Here is a 14402-nt window from a genome sequence, read left to right as displayed (position 1 = left end):
AAACCTATCCATTTCAATTAATCAGCAAAAATGCTAATCCTGTTCATTCGTTGCCCAGCGCAAAATCCCACTTAAGCACAGTAAACACAGTAAACACAGTAAACAAAAGTAATAGACCCACACGGTGAACTGAGGCTGTAGGAAGATCATATAAACATCACAAAAGTACTCGCTATCAATAATTAATATTCAAATCATTAGTCTAGATATAATTCTTTATGCTATAAAAGCCATATATTAAGCAGGGAGATGGCAGCAAAATGCGTGTAGGGAACAGAGTGAAGCTCAGGATGCAGCAGGCATTAAATTTGCCATCAGCATTGATACTTAGCATCGTTTTATTACTCGCATCCATGACTTACAACATGGCATTCGCCCAAGAAAGCAATGCCGTGCCCGCAGAATCGCAGCCTCAGGCGATAACCTTAGCCGCAGAAGACAGTTGGCCGCCCTTTGCCAATCAATTTGGCCAAGGCATTTCCCATCGTTTAATCCAAGCCGCCTTTAAACAATCGCATATTGAAGTAAATAGCTTAGTCGTGCCCTATTCTCGCGCCTTAATGATGGCGGAAAAAGGCGCCGTAGACGGGGTATTTAACGTCACTCGCGAGAACAGCACCGAACAGCGCTTCATCTTCGGTAAAACCCCATTATTTATCGCCACCGCATCTTTTTATCAAAAGAAACAGAAGCCTATTTTGGCTGATAATAAATGGGCGCTACCTAAAGGCACGGTTATTGGGGTGATTAAAAGCTATGAGTATGGCGATGATTTTCCCAAGTTAGTCAAACAGCAACAGCTCAATATCGTCACCGTCGCTAATCAGCAGCAGCTAATCAATTTATTGTTGATTGGCCGCATAGATGCTGCATTGATGTTTGACTTAGTCGCCAAGGAGAACCTAAAAAAAATGGGCGTGGATGATGATGTCATTCCAGTATTTGCTAACCACAGCAGCGATATTTTTTTGGCATTCTCGAAGGAAAACCCACAGGCGCAGACCTTAGCGACCCAACTCGACGCGGGCTTATCACAGCTAAAAGCCACAGGCCAATACGAAAAGCTACTCTTAGTCGCTGACTAATTCCCTATCGCTGCAAGCGAATGATAGATTACCGCTGCGAGCGAATGATCTCTTGATTTACCCAATATAACAGCTGCTTGATGGCCTTAGACAGGATCTGATTCTGGCGCACAATATAGCCCAAACTGGTTGTGGGAAATTGTGGCAGAGGAGTCACTTTAGTGGTCAAATTCGCCTTAGTATAAACCGAAAACTCCGGCACGATCGCTACCCCAAACCCCGCCTCGGCCCAATCGATTTGCGCGTCAACACTGCCCACCTCCATAATTCGGTAATTCGGCAAACTCAGCGACGGCAGTGCGGGGTCCAGCAATTCACGGGTTCGCGTATCGTGACCCAGTAGAATTAACGTCGGTTGCTCGGCCAATGGCGTATCCACAGAGAGATTTGCCTGCTGCCATTGCTGTAAATTGTCCCCTATTGCACACCATTTAATCTGCTGTAACTCAGTAAAATGCAGCGGCTGACTCTCCTTTTGCGCGATCACAAACCCTAAATCGGCTTCAGCATTTTTCACCAGTTCAGAAGCTTGGGATGATGTGGTATTGAGCAGCGAGAAATCAATCCCCGGAAACTCCGCCTTAAAGAGCTGAAACGGCTGGATCAACAATAACCGCGAGATAATGTCGCTGGCGGCAATGGTTAAGGTGCCTTGGCTAAGGTCATTAATCGCATTGAGGTCCGCCTGACAAATTTGCAGCTCCATTAACGTCTTCTGACTGCTCTCTAACAGGCGAAATCCCGCTTGCGTTAATCGAAAGGGATTACGGTCAATCAGCTTGACTCGAGTGCTTTGCTCTAACTGCTTAATATGCAAGCTAACATTAGGCTGCGTCATGTGCAGCGCCGTAGCCGCTTTGCCAAAATGCTTATGTTCAGCCAAAGTCACAAAGGTCTTTAACCAATGGATATCGAGCATAAAACCCCCTTTTACTGTGTATTCGCGTTAATTATAGCCAATGATATATGAAATCCTTATTGAGATGATAACCATAATTAATTTCTCTTATTCAAATGACGGGTCTAGCATAGCGTCTTAATCAATGAGGAGATGTTGTTATGCCGTCGATCGTGGTTGTGGGTGCAAATTGGGGTGATGAAGGCAAAGGCCGCATCGTAGATTATTTAGCCGCGGATGCCGCTGCCAGTATTCGCTTTCAAGGCGGTAACAACGCCGGACATACCGTAGTCAACGACTATGGCACCTTTAAATTACACCAATTACCGAGTGGCATTTTCAACCCTAACTGCATTGCAGTATTAGGCCCTGGCATGGTGATCAGTCCAGAAAAGCTCAGCATTGAAATTGCTGAAGTACAAGCGACTGGTGTTGATGTTAAGTTATGCATTTCTGACCGTGCGACCCTGTGCTTACCTTTGCATGCATTAGAAGATACCTTAGAAGAACAACGTCTTGGCGATTTAGCCTATGGTTCAACCCGTCAAGGGATTGCACCTGCCTATGGTGATCGCGTGATGAAAAAAGGCATTTTAGTCGGTTGGTTAAACCAACCTGAAGTGCTGCAAGAACGTATTCAATTTATGCTCGACTGGAAAATGCCACAATTAAAGGCACTTTATCCAAGCTGCGATTTTAATCAAACCGCCGCTGAAATGACCGCATGGTTGTTAGAAGTGACTGCGCCATGGCGTCCATTTATTTGTAATGTGACTGAGCCATTAAAAGCATTACAAAAACAAGATGCAAGCTTACTGTTTGAAGCGCAATTAGGTGCTGGCCGCGACTTAGTCTACGGCGAATATCCTTATACCACCTCATCAAACGTGACTGCGGCTTACGCAGGTATCGGTAGTGGTTTACCTGCCCTGCGCCCAGAGCGCGTGATTGCTGTGGCGAAAGCCTTTAGCTCATCTGTGGGTACTGGCACTTTAGTGACAGCTATGGAAGAGCAAGACGCTTTCCGTGAAAACGCCAATGAATTTGGTGCAACCACAGGCCGTCCACGTGACATGGGTTACTTCGATGCTGTTGCCACCCGTAATGGTGTGGAGCTGCAAGCGGCAACTGAAATTGCCCTGACTAAGATTGATTGCCTGTCAGGCATGAAAGATCTGAAAATCTGCGTAGCCTATGAAGGTGAGCACACTGAGAACCCAATTTGGCCACAAACTGCCGCGTTGAGCCCAGTGTATGAGCAAATGCCAAGCTGGAGCGAAGATATTACCGGTTGTCGCACCTTCGAGAGCCTGCCAGTGGCAGCACAACACTATGTTGAACGTATTGAAGCCCTAATGGGTGTGCGCGTTAGCATGGTTTCTGTTGGACCTGAGCGCGATCAAATGATCATCCGCTAGTCGCGAAGTTTACCCTACAAAAAAGCCATATTCGCTTCGTTGAATATGGCTTTTTACTTTTATATCGTTTGTCATTGAAGAATCTCTCAAGACCTTGGTAGCTGCGATTCACATATCTAGTACTAAGTATCTGATATTCAAATATCGCAGCGTAATGAAATGGCATTACTCTTCGAATACGTATTTATCTATCATACCGACCATACGGCCAATTTCTGGTTTAGTAATAGTGTCATTTGCCCCCAATGCCATCGCTTTTGTGCGGTTATCCTCGCTCATTAAGGAAGAAAACATCACAATCGGCATTTGTTGGTATGCCTTGGATTCTCTTAATCGTTTAACCAGATGCATCCCATCCATCCGAGGCATTTCAACGTCCGTGATAACAGCACTGACAAAATCAGAAATAGAGGCATTATCTTGCTCAGCCAGGCTCTCAAATTCCATTAGCATTTCAAGAGCATCACCACCATCTTTAGCGGTGATAATGTTGTAGCCTGCGCTACGGAGCGTATTTTCAATCATTTTACGAATGAAGGCAGAGTCATCGACGATTAAAATCGTTTTCGCTTCACGTTTGGCCAGCATTTTGTCATTAATCAGCACACTCCTATCGAGCGTGACATCGTACTTATCCATACTCAGTTCAGGATTGATATCGGCAATAATCTTCTCAAAATCCAATATCATAATCAGCATACCATCACGGCGAACCACAGCAACGACACAATCATTTTCACCCGCTTCTAAAAATTGACTCGGCGATTCAACTTGCTCCCACGACACACGATGAATGCTACGAACACTATCAATTAAGAAACCATTAATCATCTTATTAAAATCAGTGACGATAACGACTTTGTGGGTTAAATCCTCCGGTGTAGAGATCCCGAGCCAACCGGCAAGATCGACTAAAGGGATCAGCTTTTCTCGCAACGAGAACACCCCCACCATGTGCGGCTGAGCATTGGGATAATCAGAGGTTTCTGGCACCCTAATCACTTCCCTCACTTTGGCGACATTGATCCCGTAATGACACACTTTATGGCCCCCATTAGGGAGTATCTTATGCAGATGAAACTCAATAATTTCGAGTTCATTTGTGCCACTTTCGGTCAATATTTCTGATTTTTTTATTTCGCTCATATAAAGCTCTCAACCTAGCAAATCAACTTAAGAAAGGTATTCCAGCTATCAGTATAGGAAGGGATTAATGATTTAGGCACGCACTTAGACACGATAGTGTGATTTTACTGCCTGATTAGCGTGATATTTCTTGAGCATGGATTAATCAGAGGCTTACTTTTATCGAAAAAAGAGGAAAACGTCCCATAATCGAATCTCATTGCTTTTTCAGCAATCACATTTAAATCATGATCAAACTCACCCTGCCTGTCGCCAACCTCAAATAGCCTTTGCGTTTCACATAACAGCGCTTTTGTATCTCCGTTTTAAAGGTTTTGTTTAAAGAGATAAGCCGCTAAACTATTGCGCAATAAAACTATCTAAAATAGCCGTAACCCATGCCGCAATTTAGCCCGACCTTCTCCTTCCCAGTGCAAATCTACTATGAAGATACTGATTTTTCTGGCGTGGTGTATCACCCCAACTTTTTGAAATACTTCGAGCGCGCCCGAGAGCATGTGATTGGTGCCGAGCGTTTAAGTGCGTTGTGGCAACAAAACCAACTGGGTTTTGCAGTGTATCGTAGCGATATGCTGTGCCATGAAGGGGTGGAGTTTGCCGATATTATCGATGTGCGCACTAAGTTTTACTTTGAGAGTAAGTACCGCACTGTGTGGCAGCAGGAGATTTGGCGTCCACAGGGTAAAAAGCCCGCTGTCACTGCCACAATTGAGATGGTATGTATGAATCAAGCCCGCCAACTAGCGCCTATGCCGGCAGATTTAATCGCCGTTTTAAGTCAGGGTTTTGTCTCAAATGAACAAAACTAATATTCTTACATAACCTTAACTCGGGATAACGAGTGTCGAAAAATCTAAATTTAACAAACTAAATCAATGCTATAAATGATTAGTTTGAAACAAAAAATCTATTTTATGACTGAATGCGCAGATTTTTGCGCATATCAAGGCGCTCTGTCGTACGCCATAGCGAGCTATGGTTAGACAGTGCAGTGCAACGCAGAGAGGTCCGAAAAGATGCCTATTCAGCGGCTCTGCTTATCCCGAGCTCAGGTTACATACACTTGCACGCGCGATTTCCTGAGCTGACTTTCGACATAAGCGTAAGCGGCGATTACAAATAGTAGCTGTTACAAAAGTGACTGCAACAAAAGCCTCTGCAAAACCACTTCAAACAACGGCAACTTGAAAAGGTGAGTTAGCAACACACTAAGGCTCTGTTGAGCAGCCTTAGTGACCGTGGGTTAATGAGCATTGGGTTTACATGGCGTTATGCAGCCGGGCCCAGTTCATTTCCAGTTCTGCTGCTCTCATGGGCTTAGCATAATACATGCCTTGTAGGGTATCGACGCCCATAGCGACGAGTATCTCCCTAATTTCAGGGGTTTCAATCCCTTCGACAGTCACCTCATAACCGAGTTTTTTAGCAATATTAATACTGGCTTCGAGGATATATTCCGACGGTTTATCCTGCTCAAGATCCTTTAGAAAAGCTTTATCGATTTTGACTTCATTGACGGGTAGATGCTTCAAGTAAGCCAGTGAAGAATGACCGGTACCAAAATCATCAATTGCGAGCCTAACCCCTAACGCACGAATTTTATCTAAGGTTTCGACCGCCTTAGTTAAATCCGCCATTAAGGTACTTTCCGTAATTTCAATCATTAAGGATTCGGGCGGAAGTTTGTAATGCGCTAATCTCGCCGCAATTTCTTGGGGCAAGGTTTCACTGTCAAGATCCCGTGTTGATAGGTTGACTGCGACGCACAATTGTATTCCTGCCGCGCGCCATTTTGCCTGCTGCGCTAAAACCTGATCGAGTGCCCATTGGCTCACTAAATCAATCATGCCGGCATATTCGGCTAAGGGAATAAACTCACCCGGAGAAATAACCCCAAGTTCGTCGTGTTCCCAGCGCATCAAGGCTTCAACCTGAAAACACCGTCCCGTCGCAATATCCTGTTTCGCTTGATACACCATATACACTTGATTGCGTTGCAAACCTTTAGGCAAGCTATCGATAATTCTCAGTTCTCTTAACTGTTGAATATCATCATTCTCGGCATAGTAAGCAATCGCGCTACGAGAGTGACGGGCTTTCTTCAGCGCCAAATCGACGCGACGTAACATCTGACTCGTGTCGGCGTGGTGTTCTTGTAAATGCACACAGCCGATTTGAAGTTTAACGCTGACTGGCGTGTTCTTAATGCTAAAAGGCACCTGCAAACGACCTCTTAAATGGACTAATTGCTCTTCAGTCAACGCTTGCTCGTAATATAGGCAAAATTCATCACCATTGAGCCGTGCGATTAATCTTGGGGATAAACTTAAGGTGTTTAACCGTTCCGCAAATTGCTTTAGCAGGATATCGCCAAACACAAACCCAAAGAGATCATTCACATAGCGAAATCGATAAATATCAATCAGCACTAATGTCCCTTGAGTCAGCGGCATCATGGAGGTCAGCGTACGTTTAAGGCCGACGCGATTCACTAGTCCAGTCAACTTGTCTTTACCTGCGCTTGCGGGTAAGGCCTTCAATAATTCATCTAAGGTATGGTAGAGAGGCGCAAACTCTTGGGGAACCGTGCCAAGGTTTAATGCTTGGCGCTCAACCTTTTGTTGCTCTAGCTGGAGACAAAGTTGAGCTAAGAATTTTTGCTGTGACCGTTGCGATCTATATTTTGCCTGCAGTATATATAATGAAAATATCAATAAAATGAGAGAAGCAACAACTAACCCGATTTCGAACATACCTTGGCCTCTGCTTTACCGCGTAAGCTTTTTATCAAATGGCACTGCAATTCAGTGCTCACGTGCCATTTGAGTTCCATTTAGGCCTAACGATTATTGGTAACTTTCTCTAATTGAATGGAATTTTTCCATAAATTCATCACTGGCTAAATCATCGGTTGTCACGGGTAACCCGCGGGCGACAAACACACCAAGACGTTGTTCTAATTCAGTGCCTGCACGTAATTCACCGGTATAGAAGGCCGCTGCACGGATAAAGTCGAGATAGGTAACGTGATCGGGCAAATAAGGTAAATCGGCCCAGCGCTCAACCACTTCCATCACTTCGGTAGAAAAATCCCAACTCTTTAACACAGCACGACCTAAGGGCCCCTGCATTTTACGAACGAGCGCGCGTAATTGATCAATGCTCGTAAATAAATGCGGCTGCGCCTCAGCTTCGGTCAACACAGGTAAAGCGCCAATGTTATGTACGAGTCCGGCTAAGGTTAAGGTATCAAAATTTAATCGACTGGTTGAATGGCGTTTATTATACATCTGCAACATGGCACAGGCGGCTGCGGTCACATCGATCGAGGTGCGCCACACTTCATCCATGACCTCCCACACCATTTCATTGGTGGAAATGAACAATTGCTCCATCGCCACCGAAGTTGCGATGCTTTTAATTTGAATTAAACCAATGCGAGAAACCGCACTGTTAATGCTTTCAGCGGGTACGCCTCGGCTGTATAAGGCGCTATTGGCCACCTTAATGATACGGGCAGAAATCGCCGCATCTTGACCGATCACTTCAGCCACTTGTTTAAGGCTCGCATCGGAGCGTCCGACCACTTCTTGCACCCGCATCGCCACTTCAGGCAACGTCGGTAGCACTAAGGCATCATCTTTTAGTTTTTTTAATAAACTGACTAACAGTAGATGTTCGGTAGACATCTTAGCTCCCATCAATCTGTAAACATGAACATTGGATAGTTGGAGTATATCAGCTGACCGTCATTAGATACGTAGAAAAAAGCAACGGACGTTAATAAATTGTATGATTGCGTTATCAATTTTGGCTTAATTATCGGCTGTAATCTTCTGCATCAATCATCACCAGAGCTGAAATGTTTCTCGCTGCTTGCTCAAAGCTAAACGCGCTATATTCGTAAAATGTGAAGTACCACTAAAGTTAGTAAGGGCAATTTGCATAACCCTACTTTCATTGTGTAAAATCCCGCCCCCGCGCACCGCGCCATTTATTCATCGATTAATTAACCAATTTGAGAGTGATTATGTTTAAACCTGAGCTGCTGTCTCCAGCTGGAACCCTGAAAAACATGCGCTACGCCTTTGCCTATGGTGCAGATGCCGTGTATGCCGGTCAGCCGAGATATAGCCTAAGGGTACGTAACAATGACTTCAAAATGGAAAACCTTGCCACAGGCATACAAGAAGCCCATGCGCTGGGTAAAAAGCTGTATGTTGTGAGCAACATAGCGCCCCACAATGCCAAGCTAAAAACCTATATCAAGGACATGGAACCCGTAGTGGCGATGAAGCCAGACGCGCTGATCATGTCCGATCCGGGTTTAATCATGATGGTGCGTGAAACGTTTCCCGATCAAGTGGTGCATTTATCCGTGCAGGCAAACGCCATCAACTGGGCCTCAGTCAAGTTTTGGCAAACCCAAGGGATTAAACGTGTGATCCTGTCGCGCGAATTATCCTTAGATGAAATCGAAGAAATTCGTCAACGTTGCCCAGATATAGAACTCGAAGTGTTTGTGCATGGCGCTCTCTGCATGGCGTATTCAGGCCGTTGTTTGCTCTCGGGTTATATCAACAAACGCGATCCAAACCAAGGCACTTGTACTAATGCTTGTCGCTGGAAATACGATGTACACGAAGCGCAGCAAAACGACAGCGGCGACATCATTGCCATGCCTAATGCAGTACAAATCGAAACGCCGACAACTTTAGGTGCGGGTGCGCCCACGGATCAAATCTTCCTACTACAGGAAGCCAATCGTCCCGGCGAATACATGCCAGCCTTTGAAGATGAGCATGGTACTTATATCATGAACTCTAAGGACTTACGTGCGATTCAACACGTTGAGCGCCTGACCAAAATGGGTATAGACTCACTTAAAATTGAAGGGCGCACTAAGTCTTTCTATTACGTCGCCCGCACCGCACAGTTGTATCGCCGCGCGATTGAAGATGCTTCATCGGGTAAAGATTTCGACCGCAGCCTAATGAATCAATTAGAAGGCCTAGCCCACCGTGGTTATACCGAAGGCTTTTTACGTCGCCATGTGCATGATGAATATCAAAATTATGACTATGGCTACTCAGTCAGTGACACCCAACAATTTGTGGGTGAGCTAACGGGTAAACGCAACCTTGCGGGACTGGCTGAAATCGAAGTGAAGAACAAGTTTTCCGTTGGCGACAGTGTCGAACTGATGACGCCACAGGGCAATATCAGTCTGACGATTGAACAACTTGAAAATCGCAAGGCTGAAGCGGTTGCAGCGGGCTTAGGTTCTGGGCACACTGTGTATCTGCCCGTGCCAAAAGAAGTCGATTTGAGCCACGGTATTTTGCTGCGTAACCTGCCCCAAGGTCAGGATACGCGCAACCCACATGAACTAGGTTAAGGTCATGGCATTACTGATCGACGATAGCTGCATCAACTGCGACATGTGTGAGCCTGAGTGTCCTAATCAGGCCATCACTATGGGCGAAGAGATCTATGAAATCGATCCCGACCGCTGCACCGAATGTGTGGGTCATTACGACAAACCGACTTGCGTGTCTGTCTGCCCAATTGATTGCATCGACCCAGATCCAAACCGCGTCGAGTCCAACGACGAACTGTTAGTGAAATTTGCCGTGTTAACGCAAAAAGCTTAATCACTTCGCCAGACCGAGTGGTTATCTAACCTCTCGGTCAAATCTACCTCATCCCCGCCTAAAACAATGCAACAGACATGCATATAAACAGTATGCAAAACTATTTAAGCGCATAAATCCGAGCATTCATTCCTGGTTTACTAAAAACACTACTTTAGACTGACTTTGATTTAGTTCTGCCTGTCAAAAAACTAACAGACGGTATTTATCCCTTCTTCGCAATTTATAGTTCAAGACATAATGTCGCTTGATAAATCACCACTTTTACAAACATTGTTACTTTAATAGACTGAGAGTTATTATTTTGACGCTTATTTGTACAGCTAAAAAATCATTCCAGTAAAAATTCACTCAGGCCCAAATTGTAAATCAAGTGTTACATTTTGATATTGTGAATGAGGTAAGCCTTAAGCATTAAACTGGGCAGGTTGAAAATACCTTCTACATTGGATTATGTCTCGAAGTCCGTGGAGACATAAAAAGAAAATGGAGTTCAACATGCATAAGAAACATTTAATAGCAGTCGCAGTCGCAACTGGACTTGCTTACTTCCCTGTTAACGCTAATGAATACCAAGCGACTATGGTAAGTGTCCCACAATCTAAAGCCATCAAAGATACTTACATCGTTGTATTCAATACCCCAAGTGTTCTTAATCTAAGTAATAACAACACCATAGCTGAATTCGCGGTTCAACAAGCCGAGAGTTTAGTCAATCAATATGATGTCAGAGTGATGAAAAACTTTGGCAATGTGCTCAACGGTGTACTCATCAATGCCAGTGCCCAACAAGTTAAAGCACTGCTTAAAGATCCAAACGTGAAGTACGTAGAACAAGATCAAGTGATGTCAGTAACGCCCATGATGGAAGCCAATGCGGACCAACCGAGTCCGACCTGGGGCATAGACAGAATCGATCAACGCAACTTGCCATTGGATAACAACTATCACACGGATTACGATGGCTCAGGTGTGACCGCCTTTGTTATTGATACTGGGGTGCTAAATACACACAATGAGTTCGGCGGCCGCGCAAGCAGTGGCTATGACTTTATCGATAATGATTACGATGCGACTGACTGTAACGGTCATGGTACCCATGTGGCGGGGACGATTGGCGGCTCAACCTACGGTGTCGCGAAAAACGTCAATGTGGTGGGCGTCAGAGTGCTCAACTGTTCAGGTTCTGGCAGTAACTCTGGCGTGATTGCAGGGATAAACTGGGTGAAAAACAATGCTTCAGGCCCCGCTGTAGCGAACATGAGTTTAGGGGGCGGTGCCTCCCAAGCCACGGATGATGCCGTCAATGCCGCTGTTGCCGCAGGGATCACCTTCGTCGTCGCAGCCGGCAATGATAATAGTAATGCCTGTAACTACTCCCCAGCTCGTGCCGCAGATGCCATCACTGTCGGTTCAACCACCAGTAACGATTCCCGCTCGAGTTTTTCTAACTACGGGACTTGCCTTGATATCTATGCGCCCGGTTCGAGCATAACTTCCTCTTGGTATACCTCAAATTCAGCGACCAATACCATTAGTGGCACCTCAATGGCATCCCCCCATGTGGCAGGCGTGGCGGCATTATACTTAGATGAAAATCCTAACCTCTCCCCCGCACAGGTGACTAACTTACTCAAGACGCGCGCCACTGCGGACAAAGTCACAGATGCTAAGACAGGCTCACCGAATAAGTTACTGTTTTCACTTGCAAACGATGATGGTGGCTGTGGCAATGATTGCCCCGTTGACGAGACTCAGCTGCAAAATAATGTGGGTATTGCGATCAGTGGAGCCACAGGTTCAGCGACTTATTACTATATCGATGTCCCCGCAAATGCGGCAAGTTTAGGCATCAACCTCGCGGGGGGCTCTGGCGATGCGGATATTTATGTGAGCCAAGGACAAAAACCGACTACGACCAGCTATCAATGCCGCCCATATCAAAATGGCAACAATGAGAGCTGTAATTTCACTGCACCTACGGCGGGTCGTTGGTACGTGATGGTTCAAGGCTATAGCAATTATGCCAACGCCCAGCTGACAGCTAGCTACAACCTCAATGGCGGCGGAAATTGTACCGATGCGAACTGCTTAACCAATGGCGTACCCGTCACGAATTTAAGCGGAGCAACGGGAACTGAAGCCCTGTATAAAATCGTCGTCCCAGCGAATAGCCAACTCAGTATTACCACCAGTGGCGGGACTGGAGACGTGGATCTGTATGTCAAAGCAGGGACTGTCCCAACGACCACCAGCTATGATTGTCGTCCCTATAAAAACGGTAATAATGAAAGCTGTTCAATCACCGTGACTCAAGCGGGAACTTACCATGTGATGTTACGTGGTTATGCTAATTACTCGGGCGTTCAACTGAGTGCAAGCTACTAGCGAGTAAATCAGCTCAGTCAGTTTTGACTCACACTTAAGCCCACTAAGGTAACAACTTAGTGGGCTTTTTAGTGGTTTATTCAGAAGCCAATCCCGCGAAATGGCATTAATCACTTGATCAATAACTTGGAGACTTAGCGAGGATAACCGTTGGTTTTGCTTCGATTTGCAGACGCTCAATCACAGCGGCGAGTTTTGAAATGCTGAGGCGAATTGGGGTCGGCATACTGGCAAATTCGATGCTGAGCAGCAGGTTTTTCACTTCGAGCCCTAATTCTGTATCGCCTTCAATACTCAACTTACGCTGAAAGAATAGCGTGTCAGGGTCTTCCTTTGCTGCTGCCACGAGTATGAGTTCGGCTGAGTTGGCACTAAAGGTCACCTGCGCATCGGTTAACGCTCTGACTTGCCACTTGCCATTAAAACTCACCTCAAAGGCCAAGTTTAAGTCTTCCACTTGAATCGCGACCCATTTATCAGTCAAAAATCCGAGTTCATCGTCTGCCGCTTGTTCGGCGAGTAACAGCCCAAGTAATTGGCTGATGGCTTTCGCTTTGAAACTAAAAGGCAACTTAGCGAGGGGAAAGCCGATGGCTTTTGGGGTGAATTCTAAAAGTTGTTGAGCGATTTTTGCGGAAAAAACAGCGGACATGGCGGGAACCCTACAAGAATAAAACATATATCTCCCAGTTTATCGGGATTTTATGATCTTAAACCTGTTTTAAATCAATTCATCGCCATTCAATCTTACCTACACTCAGCGGCTATCATTTTATCGGGAGCATCACTATGGAGCTGTTGTGTCCAGCAGGAAATCTGGCCTCGCTAAAGTCGGCATTGCATGCCGGAGCCGACGCTGTGTATCTGGGACTAAAAGACGACACCAACGCGCGCTCGTTTGCAGGATTAAACTTCACCCCCGCAAAGTTGCAAGAAGCCACTGAGCTCACGCAAAAATACGGTAAGAAAATCTTCTTAACCTTAAACACTTTCCCAAAGCCCGGCGAAGAACATCGTTGGTATCAAGCCATAGATTTAGCGGCAAAACTGGGTATCGATGCGTTGATTGTTGCCGATCTTTCTTTGCTCGATTATGCCCATAAACATTATCCACACTTACCGCTGCATTTGTCGGTGCAAGCCAGTGCGACCAATCTGGGTGCGCTGAATTTTTATAAAGAAGCTTTTAACATCGCCCGAGTCGTGTTGCCACGGGTGTTATCCATGAAACAAGTGCGTGACCTTGCCAAGGTCAGCCCAGTGGATTTAGAAGTGTTCGCCTTCGGTAGCCTATGCATTATGGCCGAAGGGCGTTGCCAACTGTCATCCTATGTGACGGGTCAATCGCCCAACACGGGCGGCTCTTGTTCACCAGCAAAACACGTGCGCTGGCAGGAAGAAGGACAGAACCGATTAACGCTGCTCAACGATGTGTTGATTGATAAGTCGGCCCTCGATGAACAGATGGGCTATCCCGTGGTGTGTAAAGGCCGTTACATCACGGAAGATCAAGATTCGCCGCAGTATTTGCTCGAATCACCGACCAGTTTAAATACCTTAAGCTTACTGCCCGAACTCGCCAAGGCGGGCATAGTGTCGTTGAAAATCGAAGGCCGTCAACGCAGCCCTGCCTATGTTGAGCAAGTCACGAGAGTTTGGCGCCAAGCCATAGACACCTATCTGGATAATCCTGAGCTGTACTCAACAAGCCAGAACCAACCCCATTGGGAACAAGCCCTTGCAAAAGTTTCCGAGGGTCAAATCACCACACTTGGCGCCTATGAGCGTGATTGGCAATAAAGGTTAATGAACA

The 14402-nt window shown here is 45.8% G+C and carries 12 protein-coding genes; 7 read left to right on the top strand and 5 right to left on the bottom strand.

The features are described from left to right. The first annotated feature begins 260 nt into the window (after window positions 1–260). Complete coding sequence (locus BM607_RS11420; RefSeq protein WP_071938371.1) at window positions 261–1085, top strand: transporter substrate-binding domain-containing protein; 825 nt, start codon at window positions 261–263, stop codon at window positions 1083–1085. A 28-nt stretch (window positions 1086–1113) separates the two neighbouring features. Here the strand turns inward: BM607_RS11420 and BM607_RS11415 are convergent, their stop codons facing one another. Beyond that, window positions 1114–2004, bottom strand: a complete 891-nt coding sequence (locus BM607_RS11415; protein WP_071938372.1) for a LysR family transcriptional regulator — start codon at window positions 2002–2004, stop codon at window positions 1114–1116. 140 nt (window positions 2005–2144) lie between these two features. Here BM607_RS11415 and BM607_RS11410 point away from each other — a divergent pair, with 140 nt between their 5' ends. Beyond that, a complete protein-coding gene (locus BM607_RS11410) occupies window positions 2145–3401 on the top strand; it encodes an adenylosuccinate synthase (protein ID WP_006082670.1) in 1257 nt (418 codons plus the stop codon). A gap of 165 nt (window positions 3402–3566) precedes the next feature. Here BM607_RS11410 and BM607_RS11405 read toward each other — a convergent pair whose 3' ends face one another. Then, on the bottom strand, window positions 3567–4547 hold the full coding sequence (locus BM607_RS11405) for a chemotaxis protein (RefSeq protein ID WP_006082671.1): 981 nt from the start codon (window positions 4545–4547) through the stop codon (window positions 3567–3569). 377 nt (window positions 4548–4924) lie between these two features. Here BM607_RS11405 and BM607_RS11400 point away from each other — a divergent pair, with 377 nt between their 5' ends. Next, complete coding sequence (locus BM607_RS11400; RefSeq protein WP_071938373.1) at window positions 4925–5356, top strand: thioesterase family protein; 432 nt, start codon at window positions 4925–4927, stop codon at window positions 5354–5356. Window positions 5357–5806: 450 nt separating this feature from the next. Here BM607_RS11400 and BM607_RS11395 read toward each other — a convergent pair whose 3' ends face one another. Together BM607_RS11395 and BM607_RS11390 are read right to left on the bottom strand one after the other, a co-directional pair. Then, window positions 5807–7300, bottom strand: a complete 1494-nt coding sequence (locus tag BM607_RS11395) for a bifunctional diguanylate cyclase/phosphodiesterase (protein ID WP_071938374.1) — start codon at window positions 7298–7300, stop codon at window positions 5807–5809. A gap of 93 nt (window positions 7301–7393) precedes the next feature. Then, window positions 7394–8236 (bottom strand): HDOD domain-containing protein, encoded by an 843-nt coding sequence (locus BM607_RS11390; RefSeq protein ID WP_006082674.1) that lies wholly within the window; start codon window positions 8234–8236, stop codon window positions 7394–7396. A gap of 341 nt (window positions 8237–8577) precedes the next feature. Between BM607_RS11390 and yegQ the strand changes: the two genes are divergently transcribed. The 3 genes from yegQ (at window position 8578) to BM607_RS11375 (ending at window position 12589) form a co-directional block, all read left to right on the top strand. Beyond that, window positions 8578–9945 (top strand): tRNA 5-hydroxyuridine modification protein YegQ, encoded by a 1368-nt coding sequence (gene yegQ / locus BM607_RS11385; RefSeq protein WP_071938375.1) that lies wholly within the window; start codon window positions 8578–8580, stop codon window positions 9943–9945. Window positions 9946–9949: 4 nt separating this feature from the next. Then, window positions 9950–10201 carry a YfhL family 4Fe-4S dicluster ferredoxin gene (locus BM607_RS11380; protein ID WP_006082676.1) on the top strand — a complete coding sequence of 84 codons (252 nt, stop codon included), beginning with the start codon at window positions 9950–9952 and terminating at the stop codon, window positions 10199–10201. A gap of 498 nt (window positions 10202–10699) precedes the next feature. Continuing rightward, window positions 10700–12589, top strand: a complete 1890-nt coding sequence (locus BM607_RS11375) for a S8 family peptidase (RefSeq protein WP_071938376.1) — start codon at window positions 10700–10702, stop codon at window positions 12587–12589. A 118-nt stretch (window positions 12590–12707) separates the two neighbouring features. On the opposite strand, the gene BM607_RS11370 is transcribed toward BM607_RS11375, so the two are convergent. Continuing rightward, window positions 12708–13241 carry an SCP2 sterol-binding domain-containing protein gene (locus BM607_RS11370; protein ID WP_071938377.1) on the bottom strand — a complete coding sequence of 178 codons (534 nt, stop codon included), beginning with the start codon at window positions 13239–13241 and terminating at the stop codon, window positions 12708–12710. A 137-nt stretch (window positions 13242–13378) separates the two neighbouring features. Here BM607_RS11370 and BM607_RS11365 point away from each other — a divergent pair, with 137 nt between their 5' ends. Continuing rightward, complete coding sequence (locus BM607_RS11365; RefSeq protein ID WP_071938378.1) at window positions 13379–14389, top strand: peptidase U32 family protein; 1011 nt, start codon at window positions 13379–13381, stop codon at window positions 14387–14389. Window positions 14390–14402: the final 13 nt, after the last annotated feature.

The organism is Shewanella sp. SACH (assembly GCF_001887095.2).
In the GTDB taxonomy this organism is placed as follows: Bacteria; Pseudomonadota; Gammaproteobacteria; order Enterobacterales; family Shewanellaceae; genus Shewanella; species Shewanella baltica.
This window is presented reverse-complemented; position numbering and strand designations above follow the sequence as displayed.